Here is a 23,228-nt window from a genome sequence, read left to right as displayed (position 1 = left end):
CACCACCAACAGTTACAAGCGGCTGGTGCCCGGATTCGAGGCGCCGGTGAATATGGCCTATTCGGCGCGCAACCGCTCCGCGGCCATCCGCATCCCCACCTACTCCACCAACCCCCAGACCAAGCGCATTGAGTTCCGCACACCCGATAACTCGTGCAACGCCTACCTGGGCTTCGCGGCGCTCACCATGGCCGGTCTGGACGGCATCCAAAACAAGATCGATCCCGGCAAACCCTTCGATCAGGACATTTTCTTCACCTCCGCCCGGGATTTGGAGGGCGTCGTCACCGCCCCGATGAGCCTGGACAGCGCCTTGGACGCGCTGGATGCCGACCACGCGTGGTTGCTTAAGGGTGATGTCTTCACGGCCGACCTCATCGGGACCTTCATTGATTACAAGCGGCGGGAGGAGGTGGACATGATCCGCCAGAGGCCACACCCCTACGAATTTGAACTCTACCATGACTGCTGATCGCCCCTCACTTTGCCAACAATCTGCGTGCCACCCCAAACCCCTTAAAGGGTGACTCCGGCGTCGTCAGGCCCATCTAGCAGGGCCCGGCAGCTGGCCACCATGCATGTCCTCGTACTCTGCACCGGCAATTCCTGTCGCTCACAGATGGCGGCGGCCACCCTCCGTCGGCTGCAGCCCGGGTGGGAGGTGACCTCCGCCGGCACATACCCGCTTGACCAGGTCCATCCCCTGGCGGTGCGAGTCATGGCCGAGGTAGGGCTGAATATCTCCGGCCAGCGGCCTCAGCCGGTGGCGCCGCTGGCGGACCGGCCCTTCGATCACGTTATTACTGTCTGCGATGATGCCCGGGAGGCCTGCCCTGTCTTTACCGGTGAGGTGCGCCACCGTCACCACCTGCCCTTCACCGATCCCTACTGGGCCGTAGGCACGGAACACGAGCGGCTGGCCGTTTTCCGGCAGGTGCGGGACGAGATCGAGGTGGCGTTTACTGGCTGGGTCGGTGAGCTGGGCGGCTGAGGGGCGCGGGGCCCTCGTCTAGGTGTCGTCCTCCTCGTAGCGGTAGCCGATGCGGTCGAAGGGGTTGACCACGCTGGTGATGATATTGCGCGAGTGGGCGGCGATGCGCTTGAGGTAGCGGGTGTACATGGCGGTGGCGGCGGCATCCGCGGGGTCCAGATCGGTGATTTCGCCGGCCACGATACTGTTGGTGATGGCGTCGCTCCGCTTGGAAATCTCCTCCTTGTAGTTCTCCATAATCCGCCGGGCGGCAGCTTCATCGCTGTTCTTGAAGGCCGTGATCATGTCCCGGAACAGGGTGCTGGTGTGGGACTCGATGTAGCTCAGCTCCTGCTCCAGGCTCTTGGCCTCCAGGCGCAAGGGATGTTTCTGGGCCATGTCGCAGATATTTTTCGTGTAGTCGCCGATGCGCTCGATATCCACCACCACGCCGATGAGCACGAGGCCAGGTGCCAGGTCCTTGCCGCCCGTCAGTGCCAGGTGGGTCATGATTTTCTTGCGCACGTCCCGTTCATAGGCGTTGATCTTCTGATCCAACTGGTAGACGTCCAAATCCAGCTCTCCCGTATCGGACTGGCGCAGTGACTTCACCGATGCTTCGTACATGGTCAGGTCCAGGTCCAGCATGGCATAGGACTGCTCCAGCGCCTGCACGTAGAGGTTTGCTTCCCGGAAAAGGCTCGATATCAGTGACTTCCACATGGCTTACCTCATGGCAAATATAAAGAATAAAGGAATTACAAAGAATGTTACGGTGACATACACAAGGGGCACCAGGCGGTTCCGCACCGCGGCGTCGGCCATTTTTTCCGCCAGGTAAAGGGGGATCCGGCGCAGCGGGGTAGGCAGAATCAGCGCGATGCCGGTGAGGTTGAACAGCAGGTGGGCGAACGCCACAGTGATGGCCGCCACATCAGCGGTGGAGAGGGCGGCCAGCATGGCGGTGACCGTGGTGCCCACATTGGCGCCCATGGAGTAGGGGAAAACCTGCTTCAGCCGTAGCAGTCCCGCGCCCACCAGGGGCACCACCAGCGACGTGGTGATGGAGCTGCTCTGGACAAACACCGTCAGCACGATCCCGAAAAGCAGCGCCCGCCCTGCGTTGCGGAACAGGTGCACATCGAAAAAGCTCTCCACTTTGCTCAGCACCAGGCTGCGCAGAATCTTGACGATACCGGTGATCATGGCGAAGGTTATCAGCGCAGCCACGATCAGCAGGATGGTAGCGTCGTTCGCCACCACTTCCGCGAGCGCGTTAATGGCCGGCCTGGTGGCCGCATTCAGGGGGTTGCCCAGTTTCATCCCCCCAAGGCCCGCGAAGGCCGAAGCACTGAGGCTGGCCAGCCGGGACAGGTAACCGGTGGCCAATTCCAGCGGAAAAAGTATGAGCAGGGTCAGCAGGTTGAAGAAATCGTGCACGGTGGCAGCCGCAAAAGCCAGCCGGAACTCGTGTCGCCGCGTGATGTGCCCCATCGACACCAGCGTATTGGTAACCGTCGTGCCCACGTTGGCCCCCATGATCATGGGGATGGCTCCCTCAATGCTGATGGCGCCCGCGGCCACCATGCCCACGATGATTGACGTGGTGGTGGACGAGCTCTGCACCAGCGATGTCGCCAGCACGCCGATGAACAGGCCCACCAGAGGGGATGCCGTGGTCGTCAGTATGGCCTCGGAAAACTCCCTGCCGAACAGCTTGAAAGCATGCCCCATGGCCCCAATGCCCACAATAAAGAAATAGAGCGAGGCCACGATCCCGGCCAGCTTCAGCAGCGTGATCAGCTGGTCTTTGAACATGCAGAGGTCAGATTGTATCGGGCGGGAAAGAGCCGCAGGGCACGGTCAACGGGTGGAGCCGCCACTGCCCCTGGGCAGGTTGGGTTCAGGGCTACTCGCGATCGGGCAGTCACCAGCACTGCCAAAAGTTAGTGCCATCCGCGCACTGTCTGTCATCAAAAAGGCTTGGCCTGCCAATTACTTTTGGCGAGATTCACGCTCGCCGCTGTCAGTGTAACAAAGGAGACAAAGAAAGTATCCCGTGGCGGAGATTCATCCCTTTCAAGCCATCACCTACACACCGGTGTCAGGCACCGACGTGACCAGCCTGGTGGCCCCGCCCTATGACGTCATTGACGGCAAGGCCAGGGCGGAGCTGCAGGCCCGCAGCGCCCATAACATTGTCCGGCTCACCCTGCCCGCCGACGCCTCCGGCGAGACCCGTTACCAGGTGGCGGCGCGGCTGTTTCAGGCCTGGCTGCAAGCGGGCACGCTGGTGACCCACGATGAGCCTGCCTTCTACCTCTGGGAACAGGCCTTTCGCCACGATGACTCACGCTTCCGCCGCAGGGCTCTGGTGGCTCGGGTGGACTGCGCGCCCTATACCCCTGGCGGGGTCATGCGCCATGAGCATACTCAGTCAGGGCCCAAGGAGGACCGGCTGCAATTGTTCCAGGCCACCGGCGCCCAGTTCAGTCAGATATTCGGCATTTTCCCCGACCCCGGCAAGGCCGCCGTTGAGCTCCTCGCCGGCGCGGACACTGGCCCGGCCCTGCTCACCGCCCGCGGCGACGATGGCCACACCTCCACCCTCTACCGCCTTGGCGATGCTGCCACTATCCGTCAATTTCAAGCCCTGCTCAAGGAAGTGACCGTCACCATCGCAGATGGGCACCATCGCTACGAGACCAGCCTGGCTTACTTTCAGTCCCGGGGCCGCAACGGCGCCACGCTCATGACCCTGGTCCCCGGCAGCGATCCCGGCCTGGTGGTGCTCCCCACTCACCGCAGCGTGGCGCTGGCTTTGGAGCCCGCGGCGTTGCAGCCGGCGCTGGCCCCGGACTTCCAGGTGCAAGCCCACCCCCTGGACGCGTGGCCCGGACTGTACCAGGCGGCGGTGTCCAGTCCAGAGGCCGGCGGCGTACTGGCAATACCGCCGGATAGCAGCGCGGCACTGCTCATCAAATGGAGCCGCAATGGTCAAGCTGCGGCGGGCCCATTTGGTTATGGCGATGCGGCGGTTCTGCACGGTGAGCTGCTGCCCAGGGCGCTGCCCGGGAGTGAACTTCCCGCCGAGGCCTTCGCCTATTATCACGATGCCCACGCCGCAGTAACGGGTGCCAAAAGTCGCCGCCAGTGGGCCTTTCTGTTGCGGCCCACCTCTGTGGAGACACTGCTACGGGTGGCCCGGGAGCAGGCCGTGCTGCCGTCCAAGTCGACCTACTTTTACCCAAAGTTTCTGGCAGGCTTTGTCAATGCCCGGCTGGACTGACCATCCCAACAGCGGCACTGTGCGGCCATGACACCCGAAATCCTGTTCATGCTGCTGCTTCTGGCGGCCACCCTGGTGGTCTTCATACTGGAAATTTTTCCCATGGAGGTCACCGCCCTGGGCCTGCTGGGCATCCTGCTGCTCACCGGCATTGTGGACGGTCACCAGGCCACCCAGGGACTGAGCAATCCTGCCGTGGTCACCATCGGGGCACTGTTTGTCCTCAGCCATGCCCTGACCAAAACCGGCGTCCTGGAGGTGGCCGGTAACTGGATCGGCGATATGGTGGGTGCCCGGAAGTGGCTGGGCATCGGCATCATGCTGGTTGCCGTGACGCTCTCTTCGGCTCTGCTGAACAACACCGCCATCGTGGCCATTTTCATTCCGCTGGCAATCCACTTCAGCCACCGCTTCCACATCAGCCCCAGCAAAATCCTCATGCCCGTGTCCTTTGCCGCTATCGCAGGGGGCACCCTCACCCTGATTGGCACCTCCACTAACCTCATCGTGAATTCCTTCGTGATCGAGGCGGGACATGCGCCCCTGGGCATGTTCGAGTTCGCCCGTCTGGGGTGGTTGTTCGCGGTTATGTTGCTGGTCTACACGCTGGCCTTTGCCCGGCGTCTGCTCCCCGCCCGGGCAGCACTCGATTCACTCACCCGCAAATATCACATGGGTACCTACCTCACCGAATTGCGCGTCGTAAAGGAGTCTGCGCTGGTGGGCCAGACCATTCTGGGGGTAGGACTGAACCAGAACTACGATACGACGGTGCTGGCCATCCTCCGTGACAAGGAGCGGCTGGTGGAAGGTATCCGCAGCCTGCCGTTGCGACCCGACGATATCATGATCGTCCGCGGCACAGTGGACGATATCATGCGTCTGCGGAAGGAACAGGGAGTGGCGCTGCTCTCCGATATCAAACTCTCCGATGACGAGCTCTCCTCCAATGATCAGGTGCTGGCCGAGGGTCTGGTCACCCGGACCAGCCGACTTGCCGGCCGGACCCTCCGGGAGATCGACTTTCGCCGCCACTACGGTGCCTTTGTCCTGGCAGTCCGGCGGCACGGCGCCACCATCCGCGAGAAAATCGCCCGCATCCATCTGCGACCCTCCGACACGCTCCTTATGCTCGCGCCCAAAGACCGCATTACCGAACTGCGCCGCTCGGAAGAACTCATCATCATTTCCGAAGTGAAGGCCGCCCTGCACCGGGAGCGCTACTGGTGGGTGGTTCTGCTGGTGCTGCCGTTATTGATGCTGCTGGTGAGCCTGGGGGTGGTGGATATCCTGCGGGCGTCGATGCTGGCAGTGGTGCTTCTGCTGGTCATCCGGGCCATCGATATTCAGGAGGCCTACCGCTCGGTTGAGTGGTCGGTGCTGCTGCTCATCGCCGCGTTCGTACCGGTGGGCTACGCTATGTCTGAAACGGGCACGGCCCAGTTCATCGCCAGCGGGGTGCTGCAGGTGGCGCGGCTGGTACCGCCGGAGCAGGCGCCCCACGCCGCCCTCGGCCTGCTATATCTGATCACCATTGTGCTCACCGAAATGGTTTCCAACAATGCCACCGCTCTCGTCCTGGCCCCGGTGGGCATCAGCATCGCAGCCACCTTGGGGGTAGACCTGCTGCCCTTCATGATGGCGGTGGCCTTTGGCGCCTCGGCGGCGTTCATGACGCCCATCTCCTACCAGACCAACATGATGGTCTACGGTCCGGGCAGCTACCGCTTTATGGACTACGTCCGGTTCGGCGCAATTCCCAACGTGCTGGTCTGGCTGCTGGGAATCGTCCTGATTCCCAGAATTTGGCCGTTCTAGGAGCCGGCGCTGCTCCTGACCACGGCTGAGGCGTCTCCGATCAAGCGTCTGCGCGCTGAAAAAATAACTCCAGGCCAGTTATATCGGATTGTGCGTATTTAGCTCGCCTGACTAAATTAGGTTATGATTGCCGGAGAATTTACGCCACCCACCCGGGCCAGCTTTGCCCGCGCCGCGAACCTGCTGAAAGTTCTGGGTCACCCTGCCCGGCTCCAGATCCTGCTCTTTGTTGAGGAGGGCGAGGAGACCGTGACGGCCATCCAGAAACATGCCGGTCTTACGCAGGCTATGACCAGCCAGCACCTGAAGGTCCTGCGCGCCACCGGCCTCCTCCAGCGGCGGCGACAGCGCACCTCCATTTATTATCGCCTGGACCCATCCCTGGGCAAGAGCCTGCTGGATGCTCTCAAGCGGTGCGGGGATCTTTGGGTCGGTCTGCCGGGCGCCTAGACGGGCTCGCCGCCCGTGCGGTCGGGGTTACAGCAACACCACCTTTAGGCGGCTGGCGCAACCCGCTTCTGCCGGTGGCTGCCGCAGTGCCCATGATCTCTTCCGGCAGCTCCTACCTCGGCAGTCGCTCCGGCAAATCCGCCACCACGTAGGCCATCACCGCCAGGGCCGCGACGCACAGGTTGAGCTCGCCCGGGTCCAGCTTGTCCATGGTGTCGGCGTGGCTGTGGTGGTACCAGAAATAGCGGCTGCGGTCCACGGCCAGTCCCATACCCGGCACCCCTGCCTCCATGATAGGCCCGATATCGGCCCCGCCGCCCTTATCGGTCACGGTGTCCGCGCCGATGGGCGCCAGCAGCGCGGCGATGCTCCGCACCACCGCCAGTGCCTCCGCCGATCCGGTGAAACCGAACCCCTCCGGACGGAACACCCCGGCGTCGGACTCTATGGCCAGAATGTGGTCTTCCAGGGCATCAGCATAGGCGTCCCGGTAGGCTTGCCCGCCGCGCAATCCGTTCTCTTCGTTGGTCCACAGCACCACGCGGATAGTGCGTCGGGGCCGCAGGTGCAGCCGCTGGAGCAGGCGCAGCGCCTCCCACGTGGCTACGCAGCCGCCGCCGTCGTCCATGGCCCCCTGGCCCACGTCCCACGAATCGATGTGGCCCCCCATCACCACGACTTCTTCCGGCAGCTCCCTGCCTACCAGCTCAGCCACCACGTTACGGCTCGGGGCGTCGGGCAGGGTTCTGGCGTCCATTTTGAGCCGCACCACCGCCTCCACCCCCCGGTCCTGCCAGCGCTGGAGCAGCTCGGCATCCTCCACGGTGATGGCGGCGTGGGGGATGCGGGGGACGTCGTCCTCGTAGCCCATGCCACCGGTGTGGGGCGTGTGCAGCGAGTGGGGTGTAACCGAACGCACCAGGCTGGCCACGGCCCCCACCTTGGCTGCTGCGCTGGCTCCGGCCCAGCGATAGCGCACCGTCTCGCCGTATGTGGTGAACGGTGCGTTGAACAGCACGATGCGGTCCCGGGCACGGTGTGCGTTGGCTGCCAGGTCGTCAAAACTGCTCACCACCAGGACAGGCGCCGTAATGCCCCGTGGTGGCGTCGCCACCGAGCCGCCCAGGCCCAGCATGGGGAGTGTCCGCAGCCGTGGGCTGAGCAGCTCCAGCGATTCCTTCCCCCGCACCCAGTGGGGCACCATCACCGGCTCACCGCGCACGTTCTCCAGCCCGTCGGCGGCCATTTGCGCCAGAATCCAATCGATGGCTTCCTCCAGGTTGCGGGAACCCGAAAGCCGGTGGCCAAAGGTGTCCGTCAGCTGCGCCAGCCGCTGGTAAGCGAAGCTGTCGGCCTGCGCCGCCTGGATAATGCGGTCGGCGGTGGCCCGGTAGTCAGCAACAATTTGGGCCGAGAGAGGAGCGGAACCACAGAGAGCGCAGATAAGATAGAGGGGAAAGCGAAAAGAGCTCCGCCAAGACGCCAGTGAAGCCAATAGTGCATTGACGAAGGCATGGTAACGCTTGGAGTGATGCACGGCCTACCCTATCCCGAGGTGTTTTGTAGCAATGGTATATAGAGAAGTATGGAAGTTGGATGGTTCGTTTCCATGTTGTTCAAAGATGTGGCTACCAACGTGAATCATGAATTTTGATATGGCAGCCGGTAGCCATTCTTCAATCGGTTTTCCTTTAAGCTCTGGATGGCTCTCATGCAATTCTTCTGCCCAGTCAACAAACCGAGCGTCCAATTCAGAAATCACCGCCTCGACAGAATCATCATAATGGTATTCGGTGCTTGATTCCCTGAAAGCCTTAATTAGCCAATCTTTCAAGATAGCCTTAGCCTGATCAGCCAGTGCGTCCTTATGTGGCACACCGGCATTGGGGTTCATCATCGCAAACGAGGAAAGACAATAGCTTTCACGAAGAATATAAGCGGTGTTAGGTAATTGCAGTTCGGTTCCGCTTTCAACTAAAAAGTTCACCACATCCTGGCATATCCTTGCGGACGCATTGGCGAGTTTATTTCCCTTCAATATGCCAGTTATATAGCCAAACATCTGGTCGTTTCTCGTTAAACTTGAAACGTGTTCTCACGTCAATCTAGCGTCGGAGTCATCTGCATTGAGATGCATGAACCTACTGAAGAGATGCTCAGCTGAAAAAAACGCAAGCCTTAATGACTCATAGGAGCAACGATTAGACATGGGGAACCTTGTATCCGCCTTGGATTCCCTTTAAGAACACCTTCCGTCCCTTATCGCCTTTGTCTAGTCCTTCCATCACTGTCGGAGCTAGTAGTACTACGCGCCACAGTGATCGCAAGAGATTGGAAGTATTATTCACTAATTCAAGCCGTTTCCCGTAGGGAATGTCATGAATTCGGCCATGCATTATGTCAGATCGAACACCGTATATCTTACAAAACTCTTGAAACGCCGAATCACGCGCGTTTTTGGTAGTTTGTGTGAGACAGGCAAAGCTAGAAGCGAGCCGCCGCGTGATTCCCGGAGCCTTATCGTACGTCAAAATACTCTCGAGAGCCGCAGCGAAACAGATGATGGCAACCTGCCATCGTTTCGACATACAACCAGCGGCCGTAAGTGCAAGGCTGTCCCATAGCCGTTTTCGGCTTTTCCAAATTGTCTGAAGTGGGACCCAATACGCTTTAGCTGTTTCGAGCTGCTGTGTTTCGATCACCTCAGCAGCATAAGGTTCAACCCATTGAAACCGTTCCAGGATTCTTGTGAATCTTTTTTCCGATCGCGCAAACTCAAAATAGTAATTGGCTTGTGTTTTGCTTGGTACAGCCAGCCATAATGCCAGGAGAAAGGTGGTGACTATCTCGGCTGGCGTTAGGTCGTTGCTATTGACGACGAACCGCAACCAATGAGGAATACCCTGCGAATCTTCCAGTTCAACGTTTGAGATTGCGCCTTCGAGATCGCCAAAATCAGGTAGATTAGGATCCCGGGTCAGCAGGAAATTATCCGAAAATGGGAATGAATTCCCCTCCCACTCGAAATGGTGCAGCGGCACCAACACGGTAATCGGTTTTCTTTCTTGTTTCACTCAATGCCTTCTTCGTGTCCTTCGCGTCTTGGCGGTTCCTTCTCAGCTCAGCGTTCTTTGCGTCCTCTGCGGTTCAACTTTTCTGCTCTTTGCTGAGTGCTGACTGCTGACCGCTGACTGCTACAGGGCGGTATTGCGCAGCAGCTGGGCGTAAAAGCGTATCATGTCTGCGAAGGTGGCCACCCCCGTCCGCTCATTGGTGCCGTGAACCCGCTTGCCGTCGCCCGGCTTCATCCGGTTGGGCGCGAAGCGGTAGATGTTGGCGCTCAAATCGCGGTAGTGGCGGGAGTCGGTGGCGCCCAGCACCAGGGCGGGGGTCACCAGTACTTCGGGGAAGAGCTGCCTCACCGTCCTGGCCAGGGCCCGGAACGGCTCGCTGTCCACGGGGGAAACATTAGAGGGCTCATCGATGGGCCCCAGCACAGTGACAACCACCCGCTCGTCGGCCACGGTCTTGCGGATATGCTCCAGGATGATGGCGCTGGTCTCGCCCGGCAGCAGCCGGAAATTTACCACCATGCTGGCCCGCGCCGGCAGGATGTTCTCCTTGGAACTGCCCTGGGCCATGGTGGTGGCGGTGGTGGACCGGATCATGGCGTTGGTGGTGGGGGCCTGCGCCATGCTCGCCTTCACCCGTGCCCCAAACAGCCACAGGTTGGCATAGCTCAGGCGCTGCGAAAAGGGCATCTCCGGGGCCAGGGTGGCGAACATCTCCCGCACCGCCCCCCGGATGGCTGCCGGACGCTGGTTTGACTCCAGTCGGCTTACGGCCCGGCCCAGGATCCCCAGGCCAGTGGTCGGTGGCGGCTGCGAAGAATGTCCCCCGTCCTGCTCCACCGCTAACTCAACGGTCATGTAGCCCTTCTCGGCGATGCCAATCTGCGCCACCGGTCCCTCAATGCCCGGCAGCTCCCCCTCGCTGATACTGCGCCCTTCATCCAGGATGTAGAACGCCCGCACATTACGCTGCTTGAGGAGCTCCACCATAGCTCGCGCGCCATCCCCGCCAATCTCCTCGTCGTGGCCGAAGGCCAGATAGAGGCTGCGCCGGGGCCGAAATCCCGCCCCCACCAGCGCTTCTACCGCCTCCAGAATGGCCACCAGACTGGCTTTGTCGTCAATGGCCCCGCGCCCCCAGATGTAGCCATCAGCCACTGCCCCGCTGAAGGGCGGCTGAATCCAGTCCGCCTCGGTACCCGGGTCCACCGGCACCACATCGCTGTGGGCCAGCAGAATGATGGGCGCCTCCTCCGGCTCTGACCCCTGCCAGGTGTAGAGCAGGCTGTACCCAGCCACCACTTGCAGCTGCATGACCCGGTGGACACCGGGGTAGGTCTGGGCCAGGTGGTGGCGAAAGGCGACGAAAGGTGCGGGGTCAAACTCGGTGGGGTTCTGGTGGGAGATGGTACGGTAGGTCAGGGCCTGGCCCAACCTTGCCGCTGCGGCCGACTCGTCCACCTCGATGCCCGCCACCGGCACCACGTCCAGCTGTCGCGACGACAGCGTCAGCGTGCGCACCAGAACGACAGCCACCACCAGAACGATAAGGCCAGCTGCGGCGGTGAATAATCTACGCATCGGTTTCTCCAGTGTTATGTGCGCCCGGGGTCAAGGCCTCGGTTGCCGCCGTTTTAGTCCTCCAGCAGTGCCGTGAGCTTGGCCAGCTGCTGCCCCCAGTTGGCTTTCATGGCATCTGCCTCAGCGGGGTCTGCCAGCTTCGAATGCTGGACCACCACCTGCGTTTTTTCCGGCCCTTTGGGAGTGAACTCCACCCGCACCTCGGTCTCGCAGGCACCCCAACTCATGCGTAGAGATTTGTAGGGTGTCGCTTTGCGGATAGCGAGGTCAGTGTGCGCCAGCCACAAGCTTCGTCGGGCCGGATCGGCAAAGGCCGTGTAGAGCTGATCCGCTGGCGCGGCCACCGTCTTGCTGCGACTGATCTGGTAGCCGTCCGCCATTTCGTGCTTCTTGCGCAGGCCCCGCGCCTGTTCGTAGGTCACCGTCACCATCTGCTGCCACCACGGGCTTACGCCTTCGTGCCGGCCCACCAGCGCCACGATGCTCTTGTGGTCCAGCTCCCTGGCCCCGGCCCGGTCCAGCTGCTCAAGCCACGCGTCCCAAGGGCGTCCGGTGGCCGCTTCCACTGCGGCGTCGCCAATGGCACGGGTGGTTACCCGGGTAGGGGTCTCACCGGACATAGAGCACCACCTGCCACAGGCCCTTGTTCTGCTGGTAGTGCGGCTTCAGGCCGTTGGCCCTGACGACACCGTCCACCGCGTCCGTGGCATGGATATAGATCCGGAAGACCGAGCGGCTAAGGCGGAGGTAGAGGTTTCCGATGGCAAAGGCAACTCTTGTCCACCAGGTATCACGGGGGTAGATAATACCGTAGAGCTTCCGCGCCCGGCCTGAGGATAGCCCCACCAATTCCTTCATGTGGGGGTAGCAGCAGATCACCCGGTCCAGGGTGACGATATCGGCCTCGGCCACATCGGGCGCCAGCTCCACGAAGTCACCGTACGTATAGCTCACCCGCTCCTCCAGGCCTTGCCGTCGGGCCTCGCCCCGGGCCGCCTCCAGGTAGGCCGCGGAGGCATCCACGGCAGCGCCCCCGCTGGCCCCTGCCCTGAGCAGCTCGTGCTGAATCACCCCCACACCACCGCCGACGTCCAGCAGTGTCAGTTCATTTACCCCCTGTGCCTTCAGCGCTTCGAGGAGCAGTTGGGTGGCGCCTGACGGTCCCTTCTTCAGGTAGTTCCGCAGGTCGCGCTTGGCCGTCTTCTCGTCAAAAAACTTTTCGGCGCCCTGGCAGTGGCAGCAGTCCATAGGTGGTGTCCTCGTTGGCTGTCGGGATAGCGGCAGTGCCGCGGATACAGCTAATATAAGCAGCCCAGGCGCGGGAGACTAGGGCCAGGGCAGCAGGGCTACCCCCCGGCCCGGTGGCCATCACGGATCCGCCTTGAGGTTGCGATTTCGGCGGCCCTAAATTGCAGCCTGCGAATCCGGTCTATGTGCACACCCGCCACCACACCCAGCCTCGCCCACCGGTCCCGGCCGTGAACGAGCAGCAGCTCATCAATGAGCTCAAAGGCCTGATTATGGATACCGTCCGCAAGGCCGACTCCGGACACACCGGCGGTCCCTTTTCCTCGCTGGATTTTGCCGCGGTGCTCTACAAGGACATCCTGAGCTACGACCCCGATGACCCCCACTGGCCCAACCGTGACCGGTTCGTGCTCTCTGCAGGCCACGAGTCGGCCCTCCTTTACGCGCTCCTGCATCTCATCGGTTACCTGGAAATGGCCGACCTGCAAGCCTTCCGCCAAGTGGGCAGCCGCACCCCCGGCCACCCCGAGTTGGGTCTCACCCCCGGCGTGGAAGCCACCACTGGGCCGCTGGGTCAGGGGGTGGGCATGGCCGTGGGGCTGGCGGTGGCCGAGGAGATGCTCCGGGCTCGCCTGGGTGGCGCCATCGACCATTGGACTTACTGCCTGTGCAGCGACGGCGACCTCCAGGAAGGGGTGTCCCTGGGCGCGGCGGCGCTGGCCGGACACTGGCAGCTAGGCCGCCTCATCATGTTCTACGACCGGAATCAGGTTCAGATATCGGGCGGCACGGAACGGGTGGATTCTACAGCATACGATCAATTATTCAAGTCATTGGGCTGGCATGTGGCCGTCATCGACGGGCACGACCGCGCCGCCATCCGCCAGGCTATGGCCGACGGGCAGGCTGCCACGGGACAGCCCAGCCTCATCATCGGCAACACCATCATCGCCCACGGCGCCGCCACCATGGCCGGTCAGGCCGTTACCCACGGCGCACCCCTGCCGCCGGAAGAGATTGCGGCCACCAAGCAGCTCCTCGGGCTGGACCCAAAACAGTTCTTTGCGCTTTCCGAAGCCACCCGCGTTGCCTTCCGGGAGCGGCAGGGGGCGCTACGCAAGGTCGCTGGCGGCTGGCGCACCAGCCTGGAACGACGCCGGCAGGACGCCGGATTCCGTGAGCAGTGGGACGGGTTCTTCGAGCCACCCAACCTCCAAAACGTTGCCTGGCCCCAGTTCGAGGCCGACGCCAAGCTGGCTACCCGCAAGGCCTTTGGCCTGGTCCTGGAGGCGGCGGCCCGGGCGGCTCCCGGCCTCGTAGGCGGCTCCGCCGATCTGGAGCCCTCCAACAATACCGCCGGCTTCGCCCAGGCGTACGGCGACTTCAGCCCCACCCGACGCGAGGGCCGTTCCCTGGCCTACGGCGTCCGCGAATTCCCCATGGGGACCATCAACAACGGCATCGCCCTGCATGGTGGGCTGCATCCCTTTGGCGCCACCTTCCTGATTTTCACCGATTACGAACGTCCCGCCATCCGCCTCCGTGCCCTCCAGCAACTGCCGGTCCTGGGCGTCTACACCCACGATTCGGTCTTTCTGGGCGAGGACGGCCCCACACACCAGCCGGTGGAGCACATCATGTCCTTGCGCGCTATCCCCGGCCTGCGCGTGTTCCGACCCGCCGACGCTGTGGAAACGCTGGTCTGCCTGCAGCTGCTCCTGGCCGGGACGGCGCTGCCGGCGGTGCTGCTGCTCACCCGCCAGACTTTGCCGGTCCTGCCGGAGGCCCTGCAGCCAGCGGTACGGGAAGGAGCGCATCGGGGTGGTTATGTCCTGAAGGAGGTTGCGGGTGCCGCCGATGTCACCATCTTTGCCACCGGCTCGGAAGTCTCGCTGGCACTTGAGGTGGATGAACTTTTGGAAGACCTGGCCGTTCGCATTATAAGTCTCCCCTGCTGGGAATTGTTTTTCGAGCAGCCCCAGGCGTATCAACGAAGATTGCTTGAGGGCAAGGCCGGATTGAGAGTATCCCTGGAAGCGGGCGCCACTGTAGGGTGGGAGCGCTTCACCGGCCGGAGTGGCCTCACAATCGGCGTCGACCGCTTCGGTGCTTCCGGGCCCGGCAGAAAAGTTGCTGCTCTGATGGGGCTGGGGGGTCAGGAAGTAAGCAACCGCATCCGAACTGTTTTGAAATCGATCTCGACTGAGTAATTTTCACTCTCATGGCTGAGCGCACCAAACTCTGGTATTTTCAAAATTTCAACCTCTTCAAGGAAGTGGAGGATAGGACCCTCATCCAGCTGGCGATGTTGAGCCAGATGAGTTACAGCACTAAGAAAGAAGTGGTCTACTTTCCCGAAGAGCCATCCAACACCATTTACCTCCTCAAATCGGGCAAGATCAAGATCTCCCGCATTTCCCCTGATGGACAGACCGTCACTCTGGCCTTGCTTGGCGCGGGCGAGATATTCGGGGAGTCGGCTATCCTGGGTCAGGAAACGCATCAGAATATTGCCGAAGTCGTGGAAGACGCTGTCATTTGCGCCATGGACCGGGCCGCATTCCAAGAGCTGCTCGAGAACAGCAATGCCCTTAGCCGCAGAGTCCGCTCCCACCTGGGCTTGCGCATCCGCAAAGTGGAGGCGCAGGTTGAAGACCTGGTTTTCAAGGACGCCCACCAGCGGGTCGTCAGTTTCCTGGTCCGCTACGTGCGGGATTTTGGCAAGAAAATGGTGGATCTCTGGGAGGTACGGCCCTTCCTGACGCATCAGGATATCGCCGAGCTCACCGCCACCAGCAGGCAGACGGTTAATGCCATCCTCAATGAACTCAAGTCCGATGGCAAGATCGATTTTACCCGCCAATTCCTCAGGATCAATGACCCTGACAGCTTGCTGAAATAGCTGCCCAACCCGTCGGGCAACTTACACTTCCTCCCCCGCTTCTGTCTGCTCTGAGACAGCGCCGGGCCTACGAGAGGGTATACTTTTACCCCATGGCCAGCGAGGCTGAAACCACGACCCCCTTAACGGTTACCCTTCTGCACCGACCGTACTGCCCGTCATGCGAGGATTTGCTGGCCGAACTGGAGCCCATGCGCTCGGGATCGGAGGTCCGGTTCGACGTCATCGATATCAGCGCGCATGAACCGCCCCCTTTTGCACAGCCCTTTGTTGTACCCGCTACCTACGTAGGGGACCAGCTCTGGCGTTACGGCGCATACCCCGTCAGTGAGTTGCATGCACGCCTGCAACTGGAAACTGGACGCACGGGCCTCACTTGACGTAACCTGCCCCGTATCTCGAAACTGGGCCGGTTCACGAAGGCCGGGAGGCCCACTTTGTGGCCGCCCTGTGGCCCAGCGCATCAATTTGCTGCTCACAGCCAAGCCGCAATTGATTAACTTTGGGCGCACTCAAGGTGCCCTATCTCAGTTTTGAGCCCATCCAACCTCCAGATCGCCTAAGCCCCGGTACTTATGGCCAAGTGGGACCCCACAACATTCTTGCAGTTTGCCAAGGCACAGTGCCCGGTCCACGTCGTCAAGGTGCTGGAAGACCTGGTGGCCTTTAGCCAGAAGGAAGCCGATTTGGTGGCCTGGGGCCGTGGCCGGGAAACGGGTATGCTCACCTACCGTGCCCGCTCCGATGAAGGCATACTCCCCCTGTTCAACATCACCACGGACGGGCAAATCAAGTTCTTCATCAACCACCTCCGCAATAAAGGTGTGGCCCGGGAGATTATCCGCGACTACCAGCTCAAGGTGGAGTCCACCTTCCTGCTGGATCTCAGTCCCGAAGTCTATCCTCAGGATGTCTTCCACCCGGTAGATGACCTGTTCCACACCCAGAATCAGGTGGAAAAGTTCAAGAATTCCATCCTGGGGGTTACAGCCCGCCTGCATCAGTAGGCCGGCGGGCGGGCCACTGACGGTCTCGCGAGCCAGGCATGCCCGCTAACCTGACACCCCTGGTGGTCGCCCTGGAGGCGCCGGTCAATCCCAACATCTACGTTCTCCATGTGCGCCGCCACCTCACCGACGAAATGGCCGATAAATACAACCGCACCACCATGACCCGGGCGCCCCAGTGGGTGCAGCCTTTCTTCGGCTTTCAACCCATCTCCGAAGTCCACGTGATGCGCCATCGGCTCCGCTTCCGAACCTACAAGAAGGAGTATGACTGGTCGCTCTTCCGGGACTACCTCCTGGAGCGCGTAGTGCCGGAGATCTTTGGCGCCGTGGAAGTCATAGCCCTTCCCGCTGGCCCCCTCCGGCGCAGCTACTCCCTATCTATACGTTTCGAGGACCCTCTGGTGGTGGAGGGTCTGGCCGTCAGCCGGGTTCACCCGTTTACCAAGGCAGTTTTTGCCATCGAAGGGGTGGCAGAACTGGTCTGCCGGCGACAGGAGCTGGTGTTGAAGCGTTCACCGCTCTACAGCTTCGAAGAGCTGGAGGCGCAGCTGCAGCCTTTGTTGGAGTCGTCGTCATAGCCGGGTCGGGTCGCGAAATCGGTTGCTATCCGTCGCTTTTCCCGCCTTAAATTAGCCTCCACAGCCTGCCGCTATCGTCTGATGTCACAACCCTTTCTATTGCTCGGCCTGCTCCTGATTCTGGCGTACTTTGTGCTGGCGGGCTACCGCAGCTATCAGCGCAACCGGCTTGAGCCGGAGGACGAAAGCTGGGATGAGGAGTGGGACTGCCCCGAGTGCGGGTTTCATGTGCAGGCGGGAACCAGTTGTGTTTACTGCGGGACGTCCCGGCCGTCGGCCAACTGAAGGTGTGCGGTCCCCTGTGCCTGAAAACGTCGCTGCTGCGGCGCTAAAACTTTGAAGACCAAGACTACATGAGGAGCCAGCCATGAGTGCCGACAAACCTGCATCCCGTCCGTCCCCTTTCGATGAGGTGAACCAGCGCCTTGACGAGGCCCGGGAGATGGCCGAGGTCCCTGAGGAGGCGATGGCCCTGCTCAAAAACCCCTACCGCGAGATTCGCGTCGAGATCCCCCTGCTAACCAATGGCCATCTGCAACTTTTTGAGGGCTACCGCATCCAGCACAACGGAGCCCGCGGTCCCTACAAGGGCGGCATCCGCTACCATCCCCACGTGGACCTGGAGGAGGTGCGCGCTCTCGCTTCCCTTATGACCTGGAAAACGGCTCTCGTGGACATTCCCTTCGGTGGGGCCAAGGGGGGCATTGCCTGCGATCCCCTGACCATGAGTGAGGACGATCTCTATAATGTGACGGTCACTTTCTTTACCCGCATCGCCATGATCCTGGGTCCCAACCGCGACGTGCCCGCGCCCGACATGGGCACCAACGCCAAGGTCATGGGCTGGGCCATGGCGGCCTATGGCAGATTGAATGGTCACACCCCCGCCATTGTCACCGGCAAGCCCCTGGAACTGGGGGGCTCGGTGGGACGGGAAGACGCCACCGGTAAGGGCGTGGTGATCGTCACCGAACACTGGGCCGAGGAGAACGGCCGGTCCCTCAAGGGGGCCCGGGTGGTCGTGCAGGGCTTTGGCAATGTGGGCTCCTTTGCGTCCCTGCACTTCTCCGAAAAGGGCGCCCAGGTCATCGCCGTCAGTGATGTGCGGGGCGGTATTCGCAATGATAGTGGTCTGGATATTCGCGGCCTTATGGCCCATGTCAAGGAGACCGGCTCGGTCGTCGGTTTCGAGGCGGGCGATCCGCTGGACGGCGACGAGCTCCTGTTCCAGGAGTGCGATTACCTGGTCCCTGCGGCCCTGGGCGGGGTCATCACGGGTGATAACGCCGGCCGTCTCAAGGCCCAGGTGGTGGTGGAGGCCGCCAACCACCCGGTGACCCCGGAGGGGGGCGATGTTCTCACGAATAACGGCGTCGCTCTCATCCCCGACGTCATCGCGAATGCCGGTGGCGTGGTGGTGAGCTATTTTGAGTGGGCCCAGAACATTCAGCAGTTTGCCTGGAAAGAGTCCCGCATTCACGAGGAGCTCTACACCATCCTCCGCAAGAGTTTCGCCAATGTGCTGCACTTTGCCACCGCCCGTAAGTGCAGCCTGCGCCAGGCCTCCTTCGCCATCGCGTTGGGCCGGGTTTACCAGGCCTCCGTGGCCAGGGGTTACATCCGCATCTGATCGGCCTGCGTCAGTCCGACGGAGTGCCCATCCGTCCCGCCCGGCTGCCCCGGCTCCGGTTTGATCGGGGTCACATTCCTGGCGCCATGTGATGGGGGACATACTATCTCCCGCAATTTCCCCGTACCATTCGCCCGCCCGTGGATATGACTGTCATGATCAACGACCCAGAATTATTTGCCCCCCTTAGCCCGGTTCCCTGGGACCGACGCAACCCCGGCAGCAGGGAGCTCGCCCCTGACCAGCGCTCCTGGCTGCGTCGCAAGTTGATCCTCAATATTTCACTTTTTGCCCTCAGCTTTATTGGTGTCGGGTTGGTGCTGATCCTCCTGGACGTCTAGCCACCTGCAACTGTCGTCCGGTTGCCCTCCATGCACCGGCCCGGCGCCCCTGCCTTTGGGGGCGCCTTTTTTTGCCCAATTGCCGGCCTGCACCCCCTTAGGTATCAGCGCTGCCGGTAGTCTGCGGCCGCCAGATGGCCAGGGCCAGCCCGCCCACGATGACCGCCGCGCCAAGGGCCGTGGCCGGCGGCACTGCCTCGCCTAGAATGAGCAGCGCCAGCACGGCCGACTCCACCGGTTCCAGCAACCCAATCAGCGACACCAGCGGCGCCCCCAGATGGCGCAGGCCCCAGTTAAAGATCGTGTGCCCTCCAACCGTGGGCAGCAGTACCAGCAACAGTAGGTAGACCCAGGGCCCACTCGACCGGGGCGGTCCCGGCACCCCGAAGGCCAGCGCCATCAGCAGCAGCACCACGGCGGCCGTGGCGTAGGTCACCTCCACGTGCATGATGGTGCTTAAGGTCTGCCGTGCCGCGCGCCCCAGCAGCAGGTAAACCGCCGCAAACAGCCCCCCGGCCAGGGCCAGCAGGTTACCCAGCGCCGGTGCCGAGGCGCCCCCAACGACCGAGTCCCCGCCCAAGTCCTGCCACTGGATGAAGACCACCCCGGCCAGCGCCACCACCGCTCCCACCACCTGGTTCCGGGCCACCGGCACGCGCAGCAACCACAACGAGATGGCAATCACGAAGATGGGGTGGGTGGCCACCATCAAGACGGAATGGGCCACTGTAGTGTAACGCAGCGAGGCGATCCAGGTGGCGAAGTGTAGCGCCAGAGCCACGCCTGCCAGCAACGAGTAGCGCAGCTCCCTCCACGCCGGCGGTCCCTGGCGGGCCAGCTCCCACCAGAACCACGGCAGCAGGAGCAGGGCCGCCCCGCCCACCCGCACATAGCCGATGGTAAGGGGGGACACCCCGGGCAAGAAGCGGATCCAGATGGCCGCGGATGAGGCCATCAGCGAGCCCAGCATGACCACGGCGGCAGCCTCGGCGAAGGACGTGGATTTCACGCCGCGGCCACGGGCTGGACGGGGGGGAACACGGTCATGGTCTCGGGGCCGAAGCTAAGGTGTCGCAGGTTCGGGGGCAGCTTGAATCTGGCGTCACGGCGGCCTATATTCTCAACGCAGTCGGCTCGACCGATTTTGACAATGGGATGACATGAGACCGTATTTCCTACTGGCAGCGATAGTATGTGTGGCCTGCGCGGTTGAGCCGGGCGATGATTCGGTCACCTATGGCGAGCAGTTTGTTCTGAGCGTGGGCGCGAGTGAAATCGTCGGACCCGAGGACGTGGAAATAGGCTTTCACAGCCTGCTTCACGAATTGCGCTGCCCACTGGATGTGGATTGCATTTGGGCCGGCCGGGCGCGAATCCAGGTCTGGTTCCACGTCCCCGGCCAGGATACCGTCTACCTGGAGCCCCTCATTGAGGCCTACGTCTTCAGTGCGGACGAGGGGGCTCACAAGCGCGTGTATACTCGGCGGCACAGCATCGCCCTCCGCCAGCTCGACCCCTACCCCATATGGTTTGTTGAGGCGTCCGACTCTGCCGATCTGGCGGCCAGCCTCACCTTCTCGCTGAACCCTGTCCCCATGGAGTCGGACCGGCTCATCTTCGTGGATGGCTCCAGTTTCGACGCCTTCCGCGCCAACGTGATTGACGCCTTCGAGGTGGATAGCGTCAGTGTCAGCGGCGACACCCTCGTGGTCAGGGTGCGCTACTCTGGTGGCTGCAAGGAGCACGATTTCTTTGTTGTCGGCAGCCAAGACTGGGTGCCATTGGCCCCACCCCTCATGGACGTGGTGGTCATTCACGATGGCCATCTCGACGCCTGCGAGGCGTACCTGTGGAGATACCTCCTTATTGGTCTGACGTCCATTCGGGAGCAGCGGGGCAGCGGTGTTGTGCTCATCGCCGTGCAAAGCGCCCCCGACACCGTCCTCTACAGTTTTTAGCCTTGCGCCACTGCACGGTTTTCGCCGCCGTGGCTATTAACTTCCCCCATGCCCGAACTGCCCGAAGTGGAAACGGTGGTGCGCCATCTCCGCCCCCAACTGGTGGGACAGGGCATCACCGGATTCACGGCCCATTGGGCCAAGGTCACCGCCCCGGCCACCCCTGACGAATTCGCCCGCCAGGTGGTGGGCCGCTCGATCAGGGCTGTCGACCGCCGGGGCAAGTTCATCCTGCTGGGCCTAAAACACGGCCTGGTGCATATCCACCTGCGCATGACGGGCCGCCTCCAGGTGACGCCCCCAGGCGCCCGCGACGCGCCGGCCCACGTCAGCGCTGTCTTCGAGCTATCCTCCGGCGGCCAGCTCCTGTTCCGCGATGCGCGCAAGTTTGGCCGCATCGGCTACCTGGACAGTAGCGCCGCGCTGGATGAGAGTCTGGGGCCGGAGCCCCTGTCGGAGGCCTTTTCGCCCCAGCGCTTCCGGCGGATGTTGGCGGGCCGCCGGCGGCAAATCAAGCCCCTGCTGCTGGACCAGGCCTTCATCGCGGGGCTGGGCAACATCTATGTGGATGAAGCCCTGTTCCAGGCCCGCATCCACCCCTTGACCCGCGCCCACCGGCTGAGTCCCCGTAAGGCCACGGCCCTTCACCGCGCCATCCGCAACACGCTGCAGGCCAGCATCGACCGTCAGGGCACCACCTTCATCAGCTTCGGATTCGGCAACGGCCAGACCGGCAGCTTCCGGGAGCAGCTCCAGATCTTTGGCCGTCAGGGCGAGCCCTGCCCGGTCTGCGGCGCCGGCATCGTGAAAACGCGGGTCGCCCAGCGCGGCACGCACCTGTGCCCCCGCTGCCAGCGACTGCGCGCTCCCCGCAAAGCCTGATGGGACCGGTCTGGGCAGCGCCTCCTTGACTTTGTGCCGTCCCCTGCCCTAATCTCGCACACGTGTCCCGTTACGTGCATATGAGCATCGCGGCGCTGGCCCTGTCGGCGTGCGCCACCCATCCCACCATCAGCCCGGTGCCCCTGAAGCGCGGCGAGACCTTTATGGCCTACACCCTCAGCAGCGAGAATGTCATGCCTCTGGTGGTCTATCGCCGCGGTCTCAGTGACGCCTGGGATCTGGGTCTGCGCGTGGGCCTGCCCGTCGTCGGTTCCGGCGTCGATATCAGCCGCCTGCTCTCCACCAGCGACCGGCGCTCAGACGTCATGAACCTTTCCTACGGCTTTAACCCGAATCACAACATCGACATCACCTATTACCGCGTCAGCCACCGCACCCGAACCAGGAAAAAGGACAGCGTCAGACGGCTCCGCTATTTCGGCCTGCGCGGCATGTTTATCTTAAACGGTATTGGGGGCCGGAGCAGCACGCGCTTCGGCGTCCTGGTGGGGGGTGGCCGCCGCGTCCGGGCAGCAGATGAGGCCAGCCTGCCCCGCTTCCATCGCTTCCAATGGGAACTGGGCTACTTTCACGATTTCAACTCCATGCCCCTGCGGGCCGTCATCGACCCCAAGCCCTTCGACAAGGGGCACGAACTCTGGCAAGACCGCTACGCCGACTCCCCCCACTCCACCAGGGCCGGGTTTCCCACCGAACACGCACGCATCACCGGCTTCTCGCTGCGGGTCTCCTTTCCCCTGCGGGTGGCGCCCAAGGGGGCGGTGGATGAGGACGGGGGCTCGTGATATCAGGGGCCAGTTCACTCGCTAGCATCGGGGGAATCCTGCTTCTGCTGGCGTGCCAGTCCGGTCCTCCCGACATGGAGGCCGCCCTGGCGCTCTACCGCGAGGGCCAGATCAATCCCGCCCGGCGGGAGCTGTTGGCCTACATCGCGGCCTATCCCTCAAGACCCGAATCCGACGATGCCCGCCAGCGTGTACGCCTGATCCGGCGCATCAAGGCCCTGGAGGCCGAGACGGTTGCCCTGTGGCGTCATGGCGACCTGGAGGGTGCCCGGCGCACACTGGGCGTCATGCGGGTGCTGCATCCCGTCTATGTGAACTCGGCGAGCCTCTTCCGGTTGCTCGACCTCGAGCATGCGCCCGAAACACACGGTGAAGCCGCCGCTGGTCTCCAGCTCATAGATCCGGGCGATTCCAGCGTGGTCCGCCGCATACCGCTGGCGCTGACGCTCCTCGACCGTCAGGAGGAGGCCGTCATCATGCTCGCGCGCGAGCGCGAGGCCGCCCATCTGCAGGGTCAAAGTACTTCCGGCGGGCCGGCGGCACTGGAAAGCTCAAAATTACTGCGCCGGAAGGTGGCGGCCCATCGAGCCTTCGAACGGGCCACAGCCAGCCCCGATCCGTTGTCGGCCGAGATCGAACGCCTGGCCGGCCAGCTGGACCACCTCTTGCGCTACGCCGCGGCCGGACCCAGCCT

26 protein-coding genes are annotated in these 23,228 nt (G+C 62.5%); 17 read left to right on the top strand and 9 right to left on the bottom strand.

All coding sequences use genetic code 11. From position 1 onward, the window contains the following. Positions 1 to 472: glutamine synthetase (gene glnA / locus IH971_06510; protein MCH7497484.1), on the top strand; the 472-nt coding region annotated here is incomplete at its 5' end. 102 nt (positions 473 to 574) lie between these two features. Next, positions 575 to 991: an arsenate reductase ArsC gene (locus tag IH971_06505; protein ID MCH7497483.1), complete on the top strand. Its 417-nt coding sequence runs from the start codon at positions 575 to 577 to the stop codon at positions 989 to 991. A gap of 18 nt (positions 992 to 1,009) precedes the next feature. On the opposite strand, the gene IH971_06500 is transcribed toward IH971_06505, so the two are convergent. Continuing rightward, a complete protein-coding gene (locus IH971_06500; protein MCH7497482.1) occupies positions 1,010 to 1,693 on the bottom strand; it encodes a hypothetical protein in 684 nt (227 codons plus the stop codon). Positions 1,694 to 1,696: 3 nt separating this feature from the next. Beyond that, the gene (locus IH971_06495) at positions 1,697 to 2,788 is read right to left on the bottom strand and encodes a Na/Pi symporter (GenBank protein MCH7497481.1); all 1,092 of its coding nucleotides are present in this window, start codon (positions 2,786 to 2,788) and stop codon (positions 1,697 to 1,699) included. A gap of 241 nt (positions 2,789 to 3,029) precedes the next feature. Here IH971_06495 and IH971_06490 point away from each other — a divergent pair, with 241 nt between their 5' ends. The 3 genes from IH971_06490 to IH971_06480 all read left to right on the top strand — a co-directional run bounded on the left by IH971_06490 (position 3,030) and on the right by IH971_06480 (position 6,527). After that, entirely contained in the window at positions 3,030 to 4,259 is a 1,230-nt protein-coding gene (locus IH971_06490; GenBank protein MCH7497480.1) for a DUF1015 domain-containing protein, read from the top strand. A 27-nt stretch (positions 4,260 to 4,286) separates the two neighbouring features. Continuing rightward, positions 4,287 to 6,077 carry an SLC13 family permease gene (locus IH971_06485; protein MCH7497479.1) on the top strand — a complete coding sequence of 597 codons (1,791 nt, stop codon included), beginning with the start codon at positions 4,287 to 4,289 and terminating at the stop codon, positions 6,075 to 6,077. Between the two features lie 123 nt (positions 6,078 to 6,200). Then, positions 6,201 to 6,527, top strand: a complete 327-nt coding sequence (locus IH971_06480; protein MCH7497478.1) for a winged helix-turn-helix transcriptional regulator — start codon at positions 6,201 to 6,203, stop codon at positions 6,525 to 6,527. A gap of 112 nt (positions 6,528 to 6,639) precedes the next feature. Here the strand turns inward: IH971_06480 and IH971_06475 are convergent, their stop codons facing one another. The 6 genes from IH971_06475 to IH971_06450 all read right to left on the bottom strand — a co-directional run bounded on the left by IH971_06475 (position 6,640) and on the right by IH971_06450 (position 12,427). After that, entirely contained in the window at positions 6,640 to 7,971 is a 1,332-nt protein-coding gene (locus tag IH971_06475) for a M20/M25/M40 family metallo-hydrolase (protein ID MCH7497477.1), read from the bottom strand. Positions 7,972 to 8,067: 96 nt separating this feature from the next. Further along, positions 8,068 to 8,589, bottom strand: a complete 522-nt coding sequence (locus IH971_06470; GenBank protein ID MCH7497476.1) for a hypothetical protein — start codon at positions 8,587 to 8,589, stop codon at positions 8,068 to 8,070. Positions 8,590 to 8,728: 139 nt separating this feature from the next. After that, positions 8,729 to 9,601 (bottom strand): hypothetical protein, encoded by an 873-nt coding sequence (locus tag IH971_06465; GenBank protein ID MCH7497475.1) that lies wholly within the window; start codon positions 9,599 to 9,601, stop codon positions 8,729 to 8,731. Between the two features lie 120 nt (positions 9,602 to 9,721). Then, positions 9,722 to 11,179, bottom strand: coding sequence for a M20 family peptidase (locus IH971_06460; protein ID MCH7497474.1), 1,458 nt, complete (start codon positions 11,177 to 11,179; stop codon positions 9,722 to 9,724). 53 nt (positions 11,180 to 11,232) lie between these two features. Continuing rightward, the gene (locus tag IH971_06455; GenBank protein MCH7497473.1) at positions 11,233 to 11,799 is read right to left on the bottom strand and encodes an SRPBCC domain-containing protein; all 567 of its coding nucleotides are present in this window, start codon (positions 11,797 to 11,799) and stop codon (positions 11,233 to 11,235) included. After that, a complete protein-coding gene (locus IH971_06450; GenBank protein ID MCH7497472.1) occupies positions 11,789 to 12,427 on the bottom strand; it encodes a methyltransferase domain-containing protein in 639 nt (212 codons plus the stop codon). Before IH971_06450 ends, IH971_06455 begins: the two co-directional genes overlap by 11 nt. Positions 12,428 to 12,657: 230 nt before the next feature. On the opposite strand from IH971_06450, the gene IH971_06445 reads away from it, so the two are divergent. The 8 genes from IH971_06445 to IH971_06410 all read left to right on the top strand — a co-directional run bounded on the left by IH971_06445 (position 12,658) and on the right by IH971_06410 (position 18,888). Then, complete coding sequence (locus IH971_06445) at positions 12,658 to 14,637, top strand: transketolase (protein ID MCH7497471.1); 1,980 nt, start codon at positions 12,658 to 12,660, stop codon at positions 14,635 to 14,637. Positions 14,638 to 14,648: 11 nt separating this feature from the next. Beyond that, entirely contained in the window at positions 14,649 to 15,329 is a 681-nt protein-coding gene (locus IH971_06440) for a Crp/Fnr family transcriptional regulator (protein ID MCH7497470.1), read from the top strand. Between the two features lie 92 nt (positions 15,330 to 15,421). Further along, the gene (locus tag IH971_06435) at positions 15,422 to 15,709 is read left to right on the top strand and encodes a glutaredoxin family protein (protein ID MCH7497469.1); all 288 of its coding nucleotides are present in this window, start codon (positions 15,422 to 15,424) and stop codon (positions 15,707 to 15,709) included. A 195-nt stretch (positions 15,710 to 15,904) separates the two neighbouring features. Then, positions 15,905 to 16,336: a hypothetical protein gene (locus IH971_06430; protein ID MCH7497468.1), complete on the top strand. Its 432-nt coding sequence runs from the start codon at positions 15,905 to 15,907 to the stop codon at positions 16,334 to 16,336. Between the two features lie 38 nt (positions 16,337 to 16,374). After that, positions 16,375 to 16,917: a hypothetical protein gene (locus IH971_06425; protein MCH7497467.1), complete on the top strand. Its 543-nt coding sequence runs from the start codon at positions 16,375 to 16,377 to the stop codon at positions 16,915 to 16,917. Between the two features lie 81 nt (positions 16,918 to 16,998). After that, positions 16,999 to 17,202, top strand: a complete 204-nt coding sequence (locus tag IH971_06420) for a hypothetical protein (GenBank protein ID MCH7497466.1) — start codon at positions 16,999 to 17,001, stop codon at positions 17,200 to 17,202. An 82-nt stretch (positions 17,203 to 17,284) separates the two neighbouring features. After that, positions 17,285 to 18,547, top strand: a complete 1,263-nt coding sequence (locus IH971_06415) for a glutamate dehydrogenase (protein ID MCH7497465.1) — start codon at positions 17,285 to 17,287, stop codon at positions 18,545 to 18,547. 155 nt (positions 18,548 to 18,702) lie between these two features. Next, on the top strand, positions 18,703 to 18,888 hold the full coding sequence (locus IH971_06410) for a hypothetical protein (GenBank protein ID MCH7497464.1): 186 nt from the start codon (positions 18,703 to 18,705) through the stop codon (positions 18,886 to 18,888). A gap of 97 nt (positions 18,889 to 18,985) precedes the next feature. On the opposite strand, the gene IH971_06405 is transcribed toward IH971_06410, so the two are convergent. Then, positions 18,986 to 19,897, bottom strand: a complete 912-nt coding sequence (locus IH971_06405) for a DMT family transporter (GenBank protein MCH7497463.1) — start codon at positions 19,895 to 19,897, stop codon at positions 18,986 to 18,988. Positions 19,898 to 20,048: 151 nt separating this feature from the next. Between IH971_06405 and IH971_06400 the strand changes: the two genes are divergently transcribed. From IH971_06400 to IH971_06385, 4 genes are all read left to right on the top strand, one after another. Continuing rightward, a complete protein-coding gene (locus tag IH971_06400) occupies positions 20,049 to 20,846 on the top strand; it encodes a hypothetical protein (protein MCH7497462.1) in 798 nt (265 codons plus the stop codon). 48 nt (positions 20,847 to 20,894) lie between these two features. Beyond that, positions 20,895 to 21,728, top strand: coding sequence for a DNA-formamidopyrimidine glycosylase (gene mutM / locus IH971_06395; GenBank protein ID MCH7497461.1), 834 nt, complete (start codon positions 20,895 to 20,897; stop codon positions 21,726 to 21,728). Positions 21,729 to 21,790: 62 nt separating this feature from the next. Next, on the top strand, positions 21,791 to 22,534 hold the full coding sequence (locus IH971_06390; protein MCH7497460.1) for a hypothetical protein: 744 nt from the start codon (positions 21,791 to 21,793) through the stop codon (positions 22,532 to 22,534). Beyond that, positions 22,531 to 23,228: hypothetical protein (locus tag IH971_06385; GenBank protein ID MCH7497459.1), on the top strand; the 698-nt coding region annotated here is incomplete at its 3' end. The genes IH971_06390 and IH971_06385, both read left to right, overlap by 4 nt.

This window comes from Candidatus Neomarinimicrobiota bacterium (genome assembly GCA_022560655.1).
In the GTDB taxonomy this organism is placed as follows: Bacteria; Fidelibacterota; Marinisomatia; order SCGC-AAA003-L08; family TS1B11; genus JADFSS01.
The sequence above is the reverse complement of the archived record's forward strand: the minus strand, read 5'-3'. Positions and strand labels throughout refer to the sequence as shown.

Bases quoted from the DNA above. Each gene is read 5' to 3' on its own strand.
- IH971_06505 (MCH7497483.1), top strand. From the start codon at position 575: ATGCATGTCCTCGTACTCTGCACCGGCAATTCCTGTCGCTCACAGATG.
- IH971_06500 (MCH7497482.1), bottom strand. From the start codon at position 1,693: ATGTGGAAGTCACTGATATCGAGCCTTTTCCGGGAAGCAAACCTCTAC.
- IH971_06495 (MCH7497481.1), bottom strand. From the start codon at position 2,788: ATGTTCAAAGACCAGCTGATCACGCTGCTGAAGCTGGCCGGGATCGTG.
- IH971_06485 (MCH7497479.1), top strand. From the start codon at position 4,287: ATGACACCCGAAATCCTGTTCATGCTGCTGCTTCTGGCGGCCACCCTG.
- IH971_06480 (MCH7497478.1), top strand. From the start codon at position 6,201: ATGATTGCCGGAGAATTTACGCCACCCACCCGGGCCAGCTTTGCCCGC.
- IH971_06470 (MCH7497476.1), bottom strand. From the start codon at position 8,589: ATGTTTGGCTATATAACTGGCATATTGAAGGGAAATAAACTCGCCAAT.
- IH971_06460 (MCH7497474.1), bottom strand. From the start codon at position 11,179: ATGCGTAGATTATTCACCGCCGCAGCTGGCCTTATCGTTCTGGTGGTG.
- IH971_06455 (MCH7497473.1), bottom strand. From the start codon at position 11,799: ATGTCCGGTGAGACCCCTACCCGGGTAACCACCCGTGCCATTGGCGAC.
- IH971_06450 (MCH7497472.1), bottom strand. From the start codon at position 12,427: ATGGACTGCTGCCACTGCCAGGGCGCCGAAAAGTTTTTTGACGAGAAG.
- IH971_06440 (MCH7497470.1), top strand. From the start codon at position 14,649: ATGGCTGAGCGCACCAAACTCTGGTATTTTCAAAATTTCAACCTCTTC.
- IH971_06435 (MCH7497469.1), top strand. From the start codon at position 15,422: ATGGCCAGCGAGGCTGAAACCACGACCCCCTTAACGGTTACCCTTCTG.
- IH971_06430 (MCH7497468.1), top strand. From the start codon at position 15,905: ATGGCCAAGTGGGACCCCACAACATTCTTGCAGTTTGCCAAGGCACAG.
- IH971_06425 (MCH7497467.1), top strand. From the start codon at position 16,375: ATGCCCGCTAACCTGACACCCCTGGTGGTCGCCCTGGAGGCGCCGGTC.
- IH971_06420 (MCH7497466.1), top strand. From the start codon at position 16,999: ATGTCACAACCCTTTCTATTGCTCGGCCTGCTCCTGATTCTGGCGTAC.
- IH971_06415 (MCH7497465.1), top strand. From the start codon at position 17,285: ATGAGTGCCGACAAACCTGCATCCCGTCCGTCCCCTTTCGATGAGGTG.
- IH971_06410 (MCH7497464.1), top strand. From the start codon at position 18,703: ATGATCAACGACCCAGAATTATTTGCCCCCCTTAGCCCGGTTCCCTGG.
- IH971_06400 (MCH7497462.1), top strand. From the start codon at position 20,049: ATGAGACCGTATTTCCTACTGGCAGCGATAGTATGTGTGGCCTGCGCG.
- mutM (MCH7497461.1), top strand. From the start codon at position 20,895: ATGCCCGAACTGCCCGAAGTGGAAACGGTGGTGCGCCATCTCCGCCCC.